At 67.0% G+C, this 17488-nt stretch carries 14 protein-coding genes and 2 tRNA genes; 7 read left to right on the top strand and 9 right to left on the bottom strand.

The window, feature by feature from the left end; genetic code table 11:
• Positions 1-17: 17 nt before the first annotated feature.
• From cofC to ACJH6J_RS26980, 3 genes are all read left to right on the top strand, one after another.
• Positions 18-674 carry a 2-phospho-L-lactate guanylyltransferase gene (gene cofC, locus ACJH6J_RS26990; RefSeq protein ID WP_374704297.1) on the top strand — a complete coding sequence of 219 codons (657 nt, stop codon included), beginning with the start codon at positions 18-20 and terminating at the stop codon, positions 672-674.
• A gap of 58 nt (positions 675-732) precedes the next feature.
• The gene (locus tag ACJH6J_RS26985) at positions 733-2898 is read left to right on the top strand and encodes an RNA degradosome polyphosphate kinase (RefSeq protein WP_374704296.1); all 2166 of its coding nucleotides are present in this window, start codon (positions 733-735) and stop codon (positions 2896-2898) included.
• 62 nt (positions 2899-2960) lie between these two features.
• The gene (locus ACJH6J_RS26980) at positions 2961-3890 is read left to right on the top strand and encodes an NUDIX hydrolase (RefSeq protein WP_135357176.1); all 930 of its coding nucleotides are present in this window, start codon (positions 2961-2963) and stop codon (positions 3888-3890) included.
• 71 nt (positions 3891-3961) lie between these two features.
• Here the strand turns inward: ACJH6J_RS26980 and ACJH6J_RS26975 are convergent, their stop codons facing one another.
• The 3 genes from ACJH6J_RS26975 to leuC form a co-directional block, all read right to left on the bottom strand.
• On the bottom strand, positions 3962-4636 hold the full coding sequence (locus ACJH6J_RS26975; protein ID WP_135357175.1) for an HU family DNA-binding protein: 675 nt from the start codon (positions 4634-4636) through the stop codon (positions 3962-3964).
• Between the two features lie 247 nt (positions 4637-4883).
• Positions 4884-5477, bottom strand: coding sequence for a 3-isopropylmalate dehydratase small subunit (gene leuD / locus ACJH6J_RS26970; protein ID WP_064860460.1), 594 nt, complete (start codon positions 5475-5477; stop codon positions 4884-4886).
• 12 nt (positions 5478-5489) lie between these two features.
• Positions 5490-6914, bottom strand: a complete 1425-nt coding sequence (gene leuC / locus ACJH6J_RS26965) for a 3-isopropylmalate dehydratase large subunit (protein ID WP_135357174.1) — start codon at positions 6912-6914, stop codon at positions 5490-5492.
• 75 nt (positions 6915-6989) lie between these two features.
• Between leuC and ACJH6J_RS26960 the strand changes: the two genes are divergently transcribed.
• The 3 genes from ACJH6J_RS26960 to ACJH6J_RS26950 all read left to right on the top strand — a co-directional run bounded on the left by ACJH6J_RS26960 (position 6990) and on the right by ACJH6J_RS26950 (position 10353).
• Positions 6990-7691 (top strand): IclR family transcriptional regulator, encoded by a 702-nt coding sequence (locus ACJH6J_RS26960; protein ID WP_029105769.1) that lies wholly within the window; start codon positions 6990-6992, stop codon positions 7689-7691.
• Positions 7692-7814: 123 nt separating this feature from the next.
• On the top strand, positions 7815-9128 hold the full coding sequence (locus ACJH6J_RS26955) for a DUF1800 domain-containing protein (RefSeq protein WP_327168417.1): 1314 nt from the start codon (positions 7815-7817) through the stop codon (positions 9126-9128).
• Positions 9129-9138: 10 nt separating this feature from the next.
• Positions 9139-10353: a DUF1501 domain-containing protein gene (locus tag ACJH6J_RS26950; protein ID WP_061001002.1), complete on the top strand. Its 1215-nt coding sequence runs from the start codon at positions 9139-9141 to the stop codon at positions 10351-10353.
• A 54-nt stretch (positions 10354-10407) separates the two neighbouring features.
• Here the strand turns inward: ACJH6J_RS26950 and ACJH6J_RS26945 are convergent.
• From ACJH6J_RS26945 to ACJH6J_RS26925, 5 genes are all read right to left on the bottom strand, one after another.
• Positions 10408-10480: transfer RNA gene (locus ACJH6J_RS26945), tRNA-Glu, on the bottom strand.
• 60 nt (positions 10481-10540) lie between these two features.
• Positions 10541-10612 (bottom strand) — tRNA-Gln (locus ACJH6J_RS26940).
• A gap of 128 nt (positions 10613-10740) precedes the next feature.
• Positions 10741-12246 carry a glutamate--tRNA ligase gene (gltX, locus tag ACJH6J_RS26935; protein WP_061001003.1) on the bottom strand — a complete coding sequence of 502 codons (1506 nt, stop codon included), beginning with the start codon at positions 12244-12246 and terminating at the stop codon, positions 10741-10743.
• Positions 12200-12982, bottom strand: a complete 783-nt coding sequence (locus ACJH6J_RS26930; RefSeq protein WP_061001004.1) for a fumarylacetoacetate hydrolase family protein — start codon at positions 12980-12982, stop codon at positions 12200-12202. Before ACJH6J_RS26930 ends, gltX begins: the two co-directional genes overlap by 47 nt.
• Positions 12983-13008: 26 nt before the next feature.
• Positions 13009-14145 (bottom strand): prolyl oligopeptidase family serine peptidase, encoded by a 1137-nt coding sequence (locus tag ACJH6J_RS26925; protein ID WP_226522120.1) that lies wholly within the window; start codon positions 14143-14145, stop codon positions 13009-13011.
• A 129-nt stretch (positions 14146-14274) separates the two neighbouring features.
• Here ACJH6J_RS26925 and ACJH6J_RS26920 point away from each other — a divergent pair, with 129 nt between their 5' ends.
• The gene (locus ACJH6J_RS26920) at positions 14275-15489 is read left to right on the top strand and encodes an MFS transporter (protein WP_406804811.1); all 1215 of its coding nucleotides are present in this window, start codon (positions 14275-14277) and stop codon (positions 15487-15489) included.
• Between the two features lie 164 nt (positions 15490-15653).
• On the opposite strand, the gene ACJH6J_RS26915 is transcribed toward ACJH6J_RS26920, so the two are convergent.
• The gene (locus ACJH6J_RS26915; protein ID WP_406804810.1) at positions 15654-17417 is read right to left on the bottom strand and encodes a hypothetical protein; all 1764 of its coding nucleotides are present in this window, start codon (positions 17415-17417) and stop codon (positions 15654-15656) included.
• Positions 17418-17488 lie beyond the last annotated feature (71 nt).

Below are 17488 nucleotides of genomic sequence, written 5' to 3'. Positions count from 1 at the left end.
TTGGCAGTATGGCGGTCATGAGCGGCGACCCGAGGGTGCAGACGGCCGGCGATGGCGCCGGTGTCGGGTTGATCATCGCGGTGAAACGGCTGGCCGCGGCCAAGACCCGACTGGCCCCGGTTTTCGCCGGCGATCTGCGCGAGCAGGTGGTGCTCGCGATGCTGCTCGACACCATCACCGCGGCCCTGGCCGTGCCGGCCGTCGGCTCGGTGACCGTCGTCACGCCCGACCCGGACGCCGCCGCCGCGGTGCGCGAACTCGGTGCCGGCGTGCTGCTGGACCCCACGCCGGCCGGCCACCCCGATCCGTTGAATCACGCACTCGCCGCCACCGAGCGCGTGCTGCGGGACCGGGTGACGAACGTCGCGGTGTTGCAAGGTGACCTGCCCGCGCTGCGCACCGCGGAATTGGCCGACGCGATCGCCGGCGCCAGTCGGCATGCCCGCAGTTTCATCGCCGACCGGCACCGGACCGGCACCGCGGCACTGTTCGCCTTCGGTGCCCCACTCGTTCCCGAGTTCGGCGCCGATTCCGCACGGCGCCATGCCGATTCGGGCGCGGTGGAACTGCCGGGTGACTGGCCGGGCCTGCGCTGTGACATCGACACCCCGGACGACCTCGAGACGGCGCGCCGGCTCGGTGTCGGCCCGGCCACGACGCGGATCGTCGGCTGACCACCGGCGTTCACCAACCATGTGGCCTGCACCCAGCAGATAGGGAATGATCGTCGGGGTGACCGAAGCCGACACCCGTTCAGCACACACCGACCGCACACCCGTCGACTCGGACCCGGAGACACTGCCCGCTGCCACCGCGGATCCGACGGACGGCGCGCTACCCGATGACCGGTACCTCAACCGCGAGCTGAGCTGGCTGGACTTCAACGCCCGGGTGTTGGCGCTCGCCGCCGACCGGTCGCTGCCGTTGTTGGAGCAGGCCAAGTTCCTGGCGATCTTCGCCTCGAATCTCGATGAGTTCTACATGGTCCGGGTGGCCGGGCTGAAGCGCCGTGACGAGACCGGGCTCTCGGTCCGGTCGGCGGACGGGCTGTCGCCGCGCGAGCAACTGCGCCGGATCGGTGAACGCACCCAGCAGATCTCGACCCGACACGCCACGGTGTTCGGAGAGGTGGTGCGCCCGGCACTGGCCGAGCAGGGCATCACGATCGTCAACTGGAGCGAGCTGGACGAGCACGAGCAGTCCAAGCTCTCCACGTATTTCCACGATCAGGTGTTCCCGGTGCTGACGCCGCTGGCCGTCGACCCCGCGCACCCCTTCCCCTTCGTGAGCGGCCTGAGCATCAACCTCGCCATCACCGTGCGCAATCCCGACGACGGCACCCAGCACTTCGCCCGAATCAAGGTGCCGGACAACGTCGATCGGTTCGTGGAGCTGCCCGAGCCGGGCACGACGGGCGACGGCGTGAAGTCGCGCGTGCGGTTCCTGCCGATGGAAGAACTCATCGCGGCGTTCCTGCCGGTGCTGTTCCCCGGGCTGGACATCGTCGAGCACCACGCGTTCCGGATCACCCGCAACGCCGACTTCGAAGTCGAAGAAGATCGCGACGAGGATCTGCTGCAGGCGCTGGAACGCGAGCTGGCGCGCAGGCGGTTCGGCTCACCGGTTCGGCTCGAAGTCGCCACCGACATGACCGAGAACATGCTCGACCTGCTGCTGCGCGAGCTCGACGTGCACCCCGGCGACGTGATCGAAGTTCCTGGACTGCTGGACCTTTCGTCACTGTGGCAGATCTACGGCGTCGACCGGCCCGACCTGAAGGACCGGCCGTTCGTGCCGGCCACGCCCCCGGCGTTCGGCGAGCGGGAGACACCGAAGAGTATCTTCTCGACGCTCCGCGACGGCGACGTCCTGGTGCACCACCCGTACGACTCGTTCTCCACCACGGTGCAGCGTTTCATCGAGCAGGCCGCCGCCGACCCGAATGTGTTGGCCATCAAGCAGACGCTGTACCGCACCTCGGGTGACTCCCCCATCGTCAACGCCCTGATCGACGCCGCCGAGGCCGGCAAGCAGGTGGTGGCGCTGGTGGAGATCAAGGCCCGGTTCGACGAGCAGGCCAACATCAAGTGGGCCCGCGCGCTGGAGCAGGCGGGCGTGCACGTGGTGTACGGGCTCATCGGGCTCAAGACCCATTGCAAGACGGCGTTGGTGGTGCGTCGCGAAGGTTCGACCATCCGCCGCTATTGCCATGTGGGCACGGGCAACTACAACCCGAAAACCGCACGCCTGTACGAAGACGTCGGCCTGCTGACGGCCTCGCCGGAGATCGGCGCCGACCTCACCGACCTGTTCAACTCGCTGACCGGCTACTCACGCAAGGTGTCGTACCGCAACCTGCTGGTCGCTCCGCACAGCGTGCGGCGCGGCATCATCGAGCGCATCGAGCGCGAGATCGAGGCCAAGCGGGCCGGCGGCGACGGCCGGATCCGGATGAAGATGAACGCCCTGGTCGACGAACAGGTCATCGATGCGCTGTATCGGGCGTCGCAGGCCGGGGTGCGGGTCGAGGTCGTGGTCCGGGGTATCTGCGCGCTGCGTCCGGGCGCCGAGGGATTCTCCGAGAACATCGTCGTGCGCTCGATTCTCGGCCGCTTCCTTGAACATTCACGCGTTATTCACTTCAACGCCATCAATGAATTCTGGATCGGCAGCGCCGACATGATGCATCGTAATCTCGACCGACGCGTCGAGGTGATGGCGCAGGTGAAGGACCCGAGACTGACCGAGGAGCTGAGCGGGGTGTTCGATTCCGCGATGGATCCGGCCACCCGTTGCTGGGAGCTGGGTCCGGACGGACACTGGACCGCGCTGCCGCGCGAAGGCGAGAAGGTCCGGGATCACCAGGTGTCGATCATGGAGCGGCATCGCACGCCGTAGTTTTCGCCCGGCAGCAACGCACCGCGAAAACCTGATCCCGACAACCACATCCAGGAGCACAGGTGCCGAACAAGACGGCGCATGACACCCGCGCGACGCCGGTGCTGGCAGCGGGGGCGGTGTTGTGGCGCCCCGGCGAATCCGGCGCGCCACTGATCGCCGTCGTCCACCGACCGCGCTACGACGACTGGTCTCTGCCCAAGGGCAAGGTGGATCCCGGTGAAACCGAACCGGTTACCGCCGTACGGGAAATCCTGGAAGAGACCGGGTACGAGTCGGTGCTGGGCCGCCGGCTGGCCTCCGTCAGCTATCCGCTGGAGTACGGCACCAAGAAGGTTCGCTACTGGGCGGCCCGCACGACCGGCGGCGGGTTCAGCCCCAATGCCGAGGTCGACAAGCTCGACTGGCTGCCGGTGGCCGAGGCCATGCTCCGGCTGCAATATCCGCATGACCGACAAGTTCTGCGGCGCTTCACCCGTCGGCCCGCCGATACCCGCACCGTGCTGATCGTCCGGCACGCAACCGCGGGCCGCAAGGCTCGGTACAAGGGCGACGACCGGCTGCGGCCGCTCGACAAGAAAGGCCGGGCACAGGCGGAATCGCTTGTCGGCCAACTGCTCGCCTTCGGGGCCAGCGAGGTCCATGCGGCGTCGCGGACCCGGTGCCACCAGACCGTGGAACCGCTGGCGCAGGAGCTCGGTGTCCGGGTACGAGATGAACCGACGCTGACCGAAGAGGCTTTCGCGGCCGACGCCGACGCGGCCCGCAAGCGGGTGCTGAAGATCGCCGCAAAAGCCGACGACGAAACGGTCCCCGTCATCTGCACGCAGGGCAAGGTGATCCCGGACCTGATTTCGTGGTGGTGCGAGCGCAGCGGCATCCGGCCCGACAAATCGCGTAATCGCAAGGGCAGCATGTGGGTGATGTCACTGCACGGTGACGCGCTCGTCGCCGCGGATCACATCGGCAGCCCACTGCCGACGAAGCGCTGACACTCCACACACAGACACGCCGTGGATCGGTTGATCCACGGCGTGTCCGAGTCGGACCTATCGGATAGGGCTTAGCGGCGGCCCTTCTTGGCGGGAGCAGCCTTCTTGGCCGGTTCGGCCTTCTTGGCGGGAGCGGCCTTCTTGGCCGGAGCCGCAGCCTTCTTCGCCGGTGCGGCCTTCTTGGCGGGAGCGGCCTTCTTGGCCGGAGCCGCAGCCTTCTTCGCCGGAGCGGCCTTCTTGGCGGGAGCGGCCTTCTTGGCCGGAGCCGCAGCCTTCTTCGCCGGAGCGGCCTTCTTGGCCGGAGCGGCCTTCTTGGCCGGAGCCTTGGTGGCGGCGGCCTTCTTGGCGGGAGCGGCCTTCTTGGCGGGAGCGGCCTTCTTGGCCGGGGCGGCCTTCTTGGCAGCGCCACGCTTGGCCGGAGCTGCGGTGGCGCCGCGCTTCACGGCGGGGCCGTCAGCCGAAAGACGCTGCAGGCCAGCGACAACGGCCTTGAACTGAGCGCCCGGGCGGAAAGCCGGAACCGACGTCGGCTTCACCTTGACGGTCTCACCGGTGCGCGGGTTGCGCGCGACGCGGGCGGCGCGGCGACGCTGCTCGAAGACGCCGAAGCCGGTGATGGTGACGCTCTCACCCTTGTGCACGGCGCGGACGATGGTGTCCACGATGTGCTCGACGGCCGCGGTGGCCTGACGACGATCGGTGCCCAACTTCTCTGTCAGGGCATCGATGAGTTCTGCTTTGTTCATCCAAAACCTCCGATTCAGTGGCCCTGGGTGGACCGACTAATGCACACGGTAAACCCAGTACCCGCCGATTTCCAAGAGCCACGCCCGGTTTCGGGCATAGCTATGACGAAATTCGGCAATCCGGTTGGCCCACTTGGGAGGTGGTTGAGAGGTTTCGAAACGTGGTTGCGGGGGCAGGGATTCGAGCTGCGCCCGAGTGCCGAAATTGCTCCGCAGGCCCTCCGCCGGGGCCTGCGGAGCCCCTTGGTCAGGCCGGCAGAGTGCGCGGTTTGTAGCTCGGCCGACGCTGCTCGAAGGCCTCGATCTCGTCGCGTTTCCGCAGCGTAAGGCCTATATCGTCAAGACCTTCGAGCAGCCGCCATGCGGTGTAATCGTCAATCTTGAAGGGCAGCACGACCGTTCCCGCGGTCAAATTCCGATCTTGAAGATTCACAGTGATTTCCAGCCCCGGGTTCTGCTCGATCAGCTTCCAGAGCAGTTCGACATCGTCCTGTGCGACCTCCGCGGCGAGCAATCCGGCCTTGCCAGAATTTCCCCGAAAAATATCTGCGAAGCGCGACGAGATGACGACCCGGAATCCGTAATCCATCAATGCCCACACCGCGTGTTCGCGCGACGAGCCGGTGCCGAAATCGGGTCCGGCGACCAGAACCGAGCCGCGGTCGAACGGCGGGAGGTTGAGGATGAACGACGGATCGGTCCGCCAGCCGGCGAACAGTCCGTCCTCGAAACCCGTTCGGGTGACCCGCTTCAGGTACACCGCGGGGATGATCTGGTCGGTGTCGACATTGGACCGGCGCAGCGGAACGCCGATTCCGGTGTGGGTGTGGAAAGCCTCCATTACAGTGCGCTCCTAGCTCAGATCAGCGGGTGAGGACAGGGTTCCGCGCACCGCGGTGGCGGCGGCGACAGCGGGAGACACCAGGTGGGTGCGGCCGCCCTTGCCTTGGCGGCCTTCGAAATTCCGGTTGGATGTCGAGGCGCTGCGCTCCCCCGGAGCCAGCTGATCGGGGTTCATGCCCAGGCACATCGAACATCCGGCCTGCCGCCATTCGGCGCCGGCGGCGGTGAAAACCTCGCCCAGACCCTCGGATTCGGCCTGTGCGCGCACCGCCATCGATCCGGGCACCACCAGCATCCGCACGCCATCGGCGACCTTGCGGCCACGCAGCACGTCGGCCACCACTCGCAGATCCTCGATCCGGCCGTTGGTGCAGGACCCGACGAACACGGTGTCCACCGCGATATCCCGCATGGGCGTATTGGCCCGAAGGTCCATGTAGGCCAACGCCTTTTCGGCGGCCAGCCGGTCGCCTTCATCGAACATCTGTTCTGGGTCAGGGACATTCGCGGACAGCGGCACGCCCTGCCCGGGGTTGGTACCCCAGGTGACGAACGGGCTCAGGGTGGCCGCGTCGACGTGCACCTCGGTGTCGAATTCGGCACCCTCGTCAGTACGTAACGCCGTCCAGGCCGCCACGGCCGCGTCCCAATCCGCCCCCTGCGGCGCATGCGGACGGCCCTTGAGGAACTCGAACGTCGTCTCGTCGGGCGCCACCATGCCGGCGCGGGCGCCCGCTTCGATGCTCATGTTGCAGATCGTCATGCGGCCTTCCATCGACAGCGATTCGATGGCACTGCCGCGGTATTCGATGACGTGACCCTGACCGCCGCCCGTACCGATCTTGGCGATCACCGCGAGAATGATGTCCTTGGCACTGACACCCGGCGGCAGTTCGCCGTCGACATTGACCGCCATGGTCTTGAACGGCTTGAGCGGCAACGTCTGGGTCGCCAGCACATGCTCGACCTCGGACGTGCCGATGCCCATCGCGATCGCGCCGAAGGCACCGTGCGTCGAGGTGTGGCTGTCACCACACACCACCGTCATACCGGGCTGGGTCAGACCCAGCTGCGGTCCGATGATGTGCACGATGCCCTGCTGCGCGTCACCCATCGGGTGCAGGCGGATGCCGAATTCCGCACAGTTGCGCCGCAGCGTCTCAACCTGAGTGCGGGACACGGGATCCGCGATCGGCTTGTCGATGTCGATCGTGGGGACGTTGTGGTCCTCGGTCGCGATGGTGAGGTCGGGGCGATGGACGGGACGACCGGCCAGGCGCAGGCCGTCGAATGCCTGCGGGCTGGTGACCTCGTGCACCAGATGAAGATCTATATAGATGAGATCGGGTTCGCGGGCGGCACCTTCACCGGCACCCTCGACCACCACATGGTCCGCCCAGACCTTCTCCGCCATGGTGCGTGGCTTGTTCGTCATGACTGTGCAGTTCCTTCCGCGATACCCGGGAGGGCTGACCTACCATCCCACAATGCGAGACGTTAGTATCTCCCTGTGAGACAGGATAGCGGCATCGGCGTCCTCGACAAAGCGGTGGGTGTGCTGCATTCAGTGGCCGAGTCACCGTGTGGACTGGCCGAACTGTGCACCCGCACCGGGCTGCCCCGGGCGACCGCCCACCGACTGGCCGCGGGCCTGGAGGTCCATCGACTTCTGGCCCGCGACAACGAAGGACGGTGGCGGCTCGGCCCGGCACTGACCGAACTGGCCGGGCAGGTCAACGATCCGCTGCTGAGCGCTGCGGGCGCGGTGCTCCCCCGACTACGCGAGATCACCGGCGAGAGCGTGCAGCTCTATCGCCGGGAAGGCATGGCCCGGGTGTGCGTCATGGCCCTCGAGCCACCGTCGGGCCTGCGCGACACCGTGCCGGTCGGCAGCCGGCTGCCCATGACCGCCGGCTCCGGCGCCAAAGTCCTGCTGGCGTACAGCGATCCCGCGACGCAGCAGGCGGTGCTGCCGACGGCGAAGTTCACCGACCGGGTACTGGCGGAGGTCCGCCGGCGCGGTTGGGCACAGAGCGCGGCCGAGCGCGAGCCCGGCGTGGCCAGCGTCTCGGCACCGGTGCGGGACAACCGCGGTGCGGTGATCGCGGCGGTGTCGGTGTCGGGGCCGATCGACCGGATGGGCCGCCGCCCCGGCGTGCGCTGGGCGAGCGATCTGCTGGCCGCGGCCGAAGCGCTCACCCGACGTCTGTGACACCAATCAGCAAACCTTTGAATCCGCCACATCCGGTGACGACGGCGGCGCTGATCACCTAAGTTCCTAAGAGGCCCCGGCAGCGCCGGCGGGGAGTACCGCCGTAGGAAAGTAGGTTTCATCGTGTCGCAGCCACCACAGTGGCTGGCAACCGCACGGATGCTGCGCCGCACGGGCTTCGGAACCACCGGAGCCCAGGTGGACGCTGTCGTCAAGCAGGACTGGTCGGGGTATCTCGATTGGGCGCTGAGCCTCGATCCGAACGCCGACCCGGGTGCCATCGCGACCCCGATGCCGAAATCCACCATCCCGCAGTACCCGCCGTCGGGTGCCTCGGCCACCGAGATCGCCGCATTCGGCCAGGAACTCGTGGCGCGCATGCAGGAACTGTCGGGCTGGTGGTTGCGCCGCATGGCCGCGGTGCAGCAGCCCATCCACGAGAAGCTGACGCTGTTGTGGCACAACCACTTTGCCACCTCGGCAGAGAAGGTCAACGCGGCCCAGTTGATGGGCGAGCAGAACGAGAAGCTGCGCACCCTCAAGCTCGGTGACTTCGGCAGCCTCGCGTGGGCCATGCTCACCGACGGTGCGATGCTGCACTGGCTCGACGGTGACGTGAACACCGCCGCGGCGCCCAACGAGAACCTGTCCCGCGAGTTCATGGAGCTCTTCACCATGGGACATGCCAACGGCTACACCGAGATCGACGTCAAAGAGGGCGCCAAGACCCTCACCGGGCGGCACCTGAAGCCCGACGGCAGCACCGTCATCTACGCCGAGCATCACGACGAGTCCGTCAAGACCGTGCTCGGGGTCACCGGCAACCTCACCGACACCGACTTCTGCAACATCGTGTTACGGCAGCCCGCATCCGCCACGTTCGTCGCCGGAACCCTGTGGCGCCTGTTGGCTTCGGACCAGCCGGCCGCCCCCGACACCGTGAGCCGCCTGGTCGCCGCCTACGGACCCAACCGGGACCTCAAGGCGCTCACCAAGGCCGTCGTCCTCGATCCCGAATTCACCAAGGCCGCCGGCACCGTCGTCAGCACTCCGGTGGAATGGCTGATGGGCATCGTCCGGTCGCTCGCGGTTCCCCTCGACGACGAGCACGTCCTCGCCGACCTCGACCAGGTGCTCCGGGTGATGGGTCAGCGTCCCTTCTATCCACCGGATGTCGGCGGGTGGCCCCGCGGCCAACTCTGGTTGTCGACCAACAGTGCGGCAGCGCGGGTCTGGGCCGCGAACCGGCTGCTGGCGCTCAGCGACATCAGCGCCGTCGAGAACATGGCGTCGAGCGAGCGGATCGACGGTGTGGGCTATCTGTTCGGCATCGGCGCCTGGTCGGATCGCTCGGCAGCCGCGCTCAAACCGTTGGTCTCCGATCCACACCGGCTGGTGGCAGCGGCCGTCATCACCCCCGAGTACGTGACGTCCTGAAGAGATCCCCATGCCCGAGTTCAATCGCCGCAAGTTCTTGATCGCCAGCGCCGGGGCCGGCGCCGCCGGTCTGCTCGGTGGCGTCGCCGCGGTGACGCTGCCGGACCTGCTGCGCGAAGGTCAGGACCGTCCGCTGCAGACCAACCAGGGCATCCTGGTGATCGTCACGCTCTACGGCGGAAACGACGGCCTCAATACCGTTATCCCGTACGCGGACAACGCCTATCACGACGCCCGCCCCGAGCTCGCCTACAAACCCGAGGAAGTGCTGCACCTCGACCCGGCCTTCGGGCTCAATCCCGCGCTCACCGGGATGTCGAAGCTGTGGCAGTCCGACAAGCTCGCGATCGTGCGCGGTGTCGGCTACCCGAAGCCCGACCGCAGCCACTTCCGCTCCATGGACATCTGGCAGACCGCCAATCCCGTCGACGCGGTCACCAGCGGCTGGATCGGCCGCTGGCTGGACAGCACCGGCGACGACCCGATCCGGGCCGTCAACATCGGCACGGTGCTGCCGCCCCTGGCGGTCGGCCAAAAGCACGTCGCAGCATCGCTTTCCGACTTCGTGCCGGCCATCCCGCCCGATGTCGCACGCACCTTGGCCGCGCTCAGCGCCGACGATCCGAACGACACCACCGCCATGAGCCAGGTGTGCGAGTCGTACCGGTCCAACCACTCCACCAACAGCCGCTTCGCACCCGTGATCAACGGCCGGCTGCAGACCATCGGTCAGGCCGACAACCAGTTGGCCAGTGACCTGGAACTGGTGGCCCGCTGCATCCGCGCCGGGGTGCCCACGCAGGTGTACATGACGCAGCTGCTGGGCTTCGACACGCATGCCGACGAGCGCGCCCCCCAGCAGGCGTTGCTCAAGACCCTCGACGACGCCCTGACGCCGTTCTTCCACAAGCTCCAGGGCACGCCGTACGGCCGCAACGTGGTGGTGCTGATGTACTCCGAATTCGGGCGGCGGGTCGCGGCCAACGCATCACAGGGCACCGACCACGGCACGTCCGGTCCGGTGTTCATCGCGGGCACTCCGGTCAAGGGCGGGTTCTACGGCGACGAGCCGAGCCTGACCGATCTCACCGACGGCGATCTGAAGACCACCGTCGACTTCCGTGACGTTTATCACGAACTGCTCCACGGCACGCTCGGCGCGGATCCGGAGCCGTCGGTCGGCCGCGGACGGCGGGATCTCGGATTCCTGGCCGGCGGCAGGTAACGCCCGCGAGAAAGACAAAACGCCGGACCTGTTGTCAGGTCCGGCGTTCGTACGTACCCCCGATGGGATTCGAACCCACGCTACCGCCGTGAGAGGGCGGCGTCCTAGGCCGCTAGACGACGGGGGCTAGAACTTCCGAGGCGATAGCTTAGCTCAGTTGTGCTGGCTGACCTAATCGCTCCGGCAGCTGGGGTACCAGGACTCGAACCTAGAATGGCTGAACCAGAATCAGCTGTGTTGCCAATTACACCATACCCCACTTGATGCCCATAACCGCAGGTCAGGGGCATCTTCGGACCGAAAACCTCAGCGGATGTTCGCCGCTTTCTGCTTTCCGGGCCGACGAGCAGACTACCAAACAGTTGGCCTTGTCTTTAAATCGCCCGCTCACAGCCCGTTTCGGGCCGCTTGCAACCGCGCCAGACTGCGGTCACGTCCGAGCAGTTCCATCGATTCGAACAGCGGCGGGCTGACGGTCGCGCCGGTCACCGCCACCCGGATGGGACCGAACGCCTTGCGCGGCTTGAGTTCCAGGCCGTCGAGCAGCGACGCTTTGAGCGCGGCCTCGATGTGGGCGGTGTTCCACTCACCGACGCCCGCCAAGGCGCTCAGCGTGGCGTCCAGGACCTCGGCAGCCTCGGGCTTGAGTTCCTTCGCCGCCGACTTCTCGTCGATCACGTAGGCGTCGTCGTTGAAGAACTTCACCAGGTCCCACGCGTCGCCGAGGACGACGATGCGGGTCTGGATCAACTCGGCCGCCGCGGCGAAACCCTTGGCGTCCAATGTGGTGTCGTGGCCATGCTGCTTCAGGAACGCGTCCAGTCGTTTCGCGAAGTCCTCCGGAGCCAGCCGGCGGATGTGCTCGGCGTTGATGGCGTCGGCCTTCTTCTGGTCGAACCGCGCCGGGTTCGAGTTGACGTTGGCCACGTCGAAGGCGGCCACCATCTCGTCGAGGCTGAAGATGTCGTTGTCGTCGGCGATGCCCCAGCCCAACAGCGCCAGGTAGTTCAGCAGGCCCTCGGGGATGAATCCGCGGTCGCGGTGCAGGAACAGGTTGGACTGCGGGTCGCGCTTGGAAAGCTTCTTGTTGCCGTCACCGAGAACGCTTGGCAGGTGGGCGAATTGCGGGACCGCGTCGGCGACACCGATCCGGATCAGCGCCTGGTACAGCGCGATCTGCCGCGGCGTCGACGGCAGCAGATCCTCGCCGCGCAGCACGTGGGTGATCTTCATCAGCGCGTCGTCGACCGGATTGACCAAGGTGTACAGCGGATCACCACTGGCGCGGGTGATCGCGAAGTCCGGCACCACGCCGGCGGCGAAGGTCGTCTCGCCGCGCACCAGGTCAACCCAGGTGATGTCCTCGTCGGGCATCTTGAGGCGCAGCACGGGCTTTCGGCCTTCGGCCTCGAACGTGGCCTTCTGCTCCGGGGTGAGGTCGCGGTCGTAGTTGTCGTAGCCCAGCTTGGGGTTACGGCCCGCCGCGAGGTGCCGAGCCTCGACCTCTTCCGGCGTCGAGTAGGCCTCGTAAACCTCGCCCGCGGCAAGCAGTTTCGCGATCACGTCGCGGTAGAGGTCGCCGCGCTGCGACTGCCGGTACGGCTCGTAGGGTCCGCCGACCTCGGGGCCCTCGTCCCAGTTCAGCCCGAGCCAGCGCAGGGCGTCGAGGATCGCGTTGTAGCTCTCCTCGCTGTCGCGCGCGGCATCGGTGTCCTCGATGCGGAAGACGAAGTCGCCGCCGGTGTGGCGCGCGTACGCCCAGTTGAAGAGCGCGGTGCGGACCAGGCCGACGTGCGGCGTGCCGGTCGGCGACGGGCAGAAGCGAACCCTGACAGGTGTGGTCACGTTATTTCCCTTTACGCACAACAGGATTGGAGAGGGTGCCGATGCCATCGACGGTGATGCTGACGGTGTCGCCGTCCTCGATGGGGCCGACGCCCTCGGGGGTTCCGGTGAGGATGATGTCGCCGGGCAGCAGCGTCATGACGGCAGAGACCCATTCGATGATGGCGCCGACGTCGTGGAGCAGCAGCGCGGTGTTGCTGTCCTGACGCTTCTCGCCGTTCACCTCGGTGCGGATGTCCAGATCGGCCGGGTCCACGGCGGTCTCGATCCACGGGCCGACCGGGCAGAACGTGTCGTGCCCCTTGGCCCGCATCCACTGGCCGTCCTTCTTCTGCTGATCACGTGCCGAGACGTCGTTGGCGATCGTGTAGCCGAGGATGTAGTCCTTGGCCTTGGCGGCCGGGATGTCCTTGCCCGGACGTTCGATGACCACCGCCAGCTCGCCCTCGTGGTGCACCGGGTTGGCGTCTGCGGGCAACTGGATCGGGATGTTCGGCCCGATGATCGCGGTGTTGGGCTTGAGGAAGATCACCGGATCCTCGGGCGGCTCGCTACCCATCTCACGGGCGTGCGCCGCGTAGTTCTTGCCCATGCAGATCACCTTGCTGGCCAGGATCGGCGCCAACAGCCGGACGTCGGCCAGCGGCCAGGAGCGTCCGGTGAAGGTGGGGTTGCGGGACAGGTACTGCTCAGCGATTTCTTTGCAGACCGCATCGGAGTTCGGGTCGCCCTCGATCACCACAAAAGCGACGCCGTCTGGACTGGCAATTCGACCTAGGCGCATCCGCCCAGCCTAGTGAGGCCCGCTGGTCAGCCCGCGAACTGGGCTTGAAGGAACGGGGTGGAGTCGGCCATCGAGGTCAGCACGGTGCTGGAGTGGTCGTCTTCGGGGTAGACGTAGAGCGCCACGTCCTGGCCGTTGGCCTTGAGCTGATCGGCGAACTTCAGGGTCGACGACGGCGGTACGTCACGGTCCTTGAGGCCGACGCCGAGGAAGATCGGCCGGTCGTAGCCCGCGATGGGCGTGCCCATGAAGTCGGCCAGCGCGCCGCGCATGCCCGGTAGCGATGCCAGTGGGGCGGAGAAGAACTGTGGCGGCGTGAGGCCGGCCACCGCCGCGCTCAGTGGTGCGGTGCACAGGGTCTCGGCCTGGTTCGCAGCGGTCAGGCCGGCCGGCGTGAGCACGCTGTTGACGTCCGGGCGGAGCTCCCGGAAGCCGGCGAGGATGTAGGCCGTGTAGGCCGACGCGATGGGACCCAACCCGGGCGGCAGCACCATGTCGGGGCCTGCCGTGATGATGACGTCGTCGATGTTCGCCGGGGTGCCGGTCGCCACGACGCCGCGGTAGTCGAGGCCGCTCCCCTTGCTGAATTCGGTGGCCCACCGTGCGCTCGCGACGGCCGCCGCGCCGCCCTGGGACTGACCGACCAGAGCCCACTTCGGCGACAGCGGCAGGTTCATGTGATGCGCGGCGATCACCGAATCGATGATGGCGTGCGCGGTGGCGACGCTGTTGAGGTAGCTCATCAGACCCGGGGTGCCCAGACCCGTGTAGTCGGATCCGACGACGACGTAACCCTCATTCAGCCAGTGGCTCAGATATTCGTTGTCGCGTGCGCTGCGTGGCTGCGCCGAGGGCGTGCAGTCGTCGCCCAGGCCGACGGTGCCGTGCGCCCAGGCGATGACGGGCCAGCCGCCCGGCGGGGCCTCGCCGGGCGGCACGAACACCACGCCGGTACTGACCGCGGGTGAATTGTGTTGGTCGGTGGTCGAATACAGGATTCGGTAGGCGCGGGCCGCACCGGCGACCGACAGCTCGGGGTTCAGCGGGACGGTCCGGATGAGCCCGCCCGGCGGCGGCACCCGGTCCGCGAATGCCCGGGCGTCCAGGCCCGACCAGTTCGGCGCAGCTGCCGATGCCGTGGGTATCGGTGCCGCCACCAGCATCAGGCCGGCCACGAAGGCCGCCGTCAAACGTGAGAGGTACGCGCGCTGAGCCATGTTGCCGACCCTAGTTGTTCTCATATATTGAGAAATGGATTCATATTTTGAGAAGCCTGGTGGCACCATGAAGCCATGGTCACCAACGTCTCAGCCGTCCGCCGCTGGTCGATGCTGGTGATGGCGCTCGGCTCGACGATGTGCGCCAACGTCTTCATCAACGGCGCCGCCTTTCTGATCCCGACGCTGCACGGCGAGCGCGGCCTCGACCTGTCGCGTGCCGGTCTGGTCTCCGCCATGCCGAGCTTCGGCATGGTCCTGACGCTGATCGCGTGGGGCTGGGTGGTCGACCGGGTCGGCGAACGGTTCGTGCTGACCGTCGGGTCGCTGCTGACCTCGGCGGCGGCGTTCGCGGCGGCGTGGGCCGACTCGTTGGTGGCGGTCGGAGCCTTCCTGTTGTTGGGCGGCATGGCGGCCGCGAGTTCCAATTCCGCGAGCGGTCGGCTGGTGGTCGGCTGGTTCCCGCCGGAGCAGCGCGGGCTCGTCATGGGCATTCGCCAGACGGCACAACCGTTGGGAGTTGGGCTGGGCGCCTTGGTGATTCCGCGACTGGCCGAGTCGTCGGGGGTGTCGGCCGCGCTGCTGTTCCCCGCGATCGCCTGTCTGGTCGCCGCCGTGGTGACCGCCGTCGGCGTCATCGATCCGCCCCGGCCGCCCCGAGCGTCGGCCCCCGCAACCGATCTGGCCAATCCCTACCGCGGGTCGTCGGTACTGGCGCGCATCCATGCCGTGTCGGTGCTGCTGGTCGCGCCGCAGTGCCTGGTCTGGACCTTCTCGCTGGTGTGGCTGATGACAGCGCACGGCTGGTCTGCCGGCGCGGCGGGCACGATGGTGACAGTGGCCCAATTGTGCGGTGCCGCAGGGCGAATCGGCGCCGGTCGGTGGTCGGATCTGACGGGTTCACGGCTGCATCCGGTGCGGGTGATAGCCGTGCTGGCGGGTGCCACCATGGGCCTGCTGGCGCTGTGCGACTACCTGCACTGGCCGGTGGCGGTTTTCCTGATGGTGGTGGCGTCAGTGGTTACCGTGACCGATAACGGGTTGTCCTTCACCGCGATTGCCGAAATCGCCGGGCCGTTCTGGAGTGGCCGGGCGCTGGGTGTGCAGAACACGACGCAATTGCTGACGGCAGGCATCGTGCCGCCGGTGTTCGGCGCCCTGATCGGGGCCTTCGGGTTCCCGGCCGCGTTCGCGGTGTGCGCGCTGTTCCCGGTGCTGGCGGTGCCGTTGGTCCCGGTGGCCGCAGACCCGTTGCGGGACAGCGCTGTTCCTGTCAAAACGAGCAGTTGAGCGTGCGCCTGTGCTGCTCGCCACTCGCAGGTTGTCAGCGCTGACGCACGGTCAACAGCGGCGCGGCTGTTGGTGGTCACAGCCGTCACTCCTGTCGCAGGCTCTCTCACCGCACACGCATCCGGAACCCGGTATCGCCGGTTATATCGCTCGTCGAGTCCCAGCTAGCGATCGCGCACCTGGATGATCGACCTGCGACGCGCGGCAGTCAGCAAGTCTGCGGCGCCGAGCGCGACCTCGCCGTATTGGGCATGCGGGTCGACCCCGTTCGCGCGCAACAGCGGCTCGGCGCGTTGCGAAACGCTGCCTTTGAGTCCGAACCATTCGAGCAGTTCGGCCACCTGAGGCACGCCGTAACGGCCGACGGAGTGGTTGGCTCGGCAGATCACCCAGGCAACTGCCGCGGCTCCGCGTTCCGGGGATGCCTTGCGCCGGAAGATCGCTGGATCAGCAACCGCGGCACGACCAAGGAACCGGCGCATCGCGGTCCGGTGTTCGACGTCAAAAAGTTCGTCGGCGCAGCGATCGCACAGGGCCATCACCTTCTCGACCGCGGGTCGGATGTCGTCGGCGATCCCCGCCCAGTCGAACGGCTCATCATTCAACGGCTCGTCGGTCAGATTCTGCAACTGAAGACGACCGCCGACCACCGCGACCAGGCGCTCCAATATGTACTTGGCCATGCTGTCGTCGTCATCGTCGAATCCGCCATAGCCCTCGCCCAGTAGCTGAGCGGCCAGCGCCGCCGCACCCTGCGGACGATCAGTACGGATCAACCGCTGAAACTCGCCTTCCCATCTGTCGACCGACGTCAAGGTCTCGGCCGTGAGGGTGGCGCTGATGCCTTCGTGGTCATGGCAGTAGGCGATGAATGCCCGCAGTAGGTTTGGCAACCCTGCGAGAAACTGCGTGTCCGCCACGATCTTTCGCGGAAACCAGTCCACGAGGAGGATTTCGACATTGACGGGGCTCCAGCGGTATGGATCGCCCGGTCCCCAATCCGTCGCGAACCACAGGACGGAATCCAGGAGGTCACGGGCATCGACGGTGTCGAGTGTGATGCCAAACGGCGAGGCGAAGAAGTCAGCGGCGATGGCCGTTCGCTCCTCGTCGGTCCATTCCTTCCTCTCCGGCACCACGCCACCGGCAGGCTGCAGCCGCACGAGCCACTCGACCAGCGGCCGGCAGACGGGCCAGGACTCCGATTCCAATGGCGGGAACAGTCGAGACCCGTGGTCGATCGCTGTCTCGACTATCGCTCGCGCATCGGCCGGGTCGAACTGCATCAGTGACTGCCCGGATTGCCTCACGTCCTTGATTCGCTCCACCACGACTGCGAGCGGTTCTGGAATGACGAACGCGTCCTTGACCACCGAGCCCATGTTGTGGTCGACATACACCAGCGCAGTCAATCGCCGGCCGTCAGGTAGCGTCGCGCCGAAGAAGTAGTCGTCACCGTCGCCAAGAACATGCGTGAGGAGCCATACCTCTGGGTCGGCGCGCGTATTCTGCAATGCGCCAAGCCAATCCGGCAACGGTTGGTGCCGGGTCGACAATTCCCTGCCGATGCGCTCCGCCATCACCTGATCGGGGACCAACTCGCGGATGACAGTCAACGCGGCCGTGGTCTGCGCGAACGAGGTGCCGATGAGCGACTCGACCAGGTCGTCGAGACGGGGGCCGTCGTCGTTGCGAGCCCAGGGGTTTCGCGAGCGCGTATCCGTGGCATTGATCAGCCCGCTGACGAGTTCGAGCAGTGCCAGTGGCTGGTCGGAGCGCAATGCGTCGCGCAGCGTCTGAAACAGCGGCTGATCCTCAGGCCTGACCGAAGGTGGCGGCGGAACAGACCTAAGGTGGCGCTTGGGCCGCTTGCCGCGACCAGACTTGGGCATGACTGTCAGCGTAAGTGGTCCCCGGCAGGTGAGCAATGATCAATACCTGTGGATGAGGCCCGAGGAGGCGGCCTGAAAGTGGGCGCACCTTCCCGAGGATGATCATC

Origin of the sequence: Mycobacterium sp. SMC-18 (assembly GCF_045310895.1) — a bacterium.
Lineage (GTDB): Bacteria > Actinomycetota > Actinomycetes > Mycobacteriales > Mycobacteriaceae > Mycobacterium.
The sequence above is the reverse complement of the archived record's forward strand: the minus strand, read 5'-3'. Positions and strand labels throughout refer to the sequence as shown.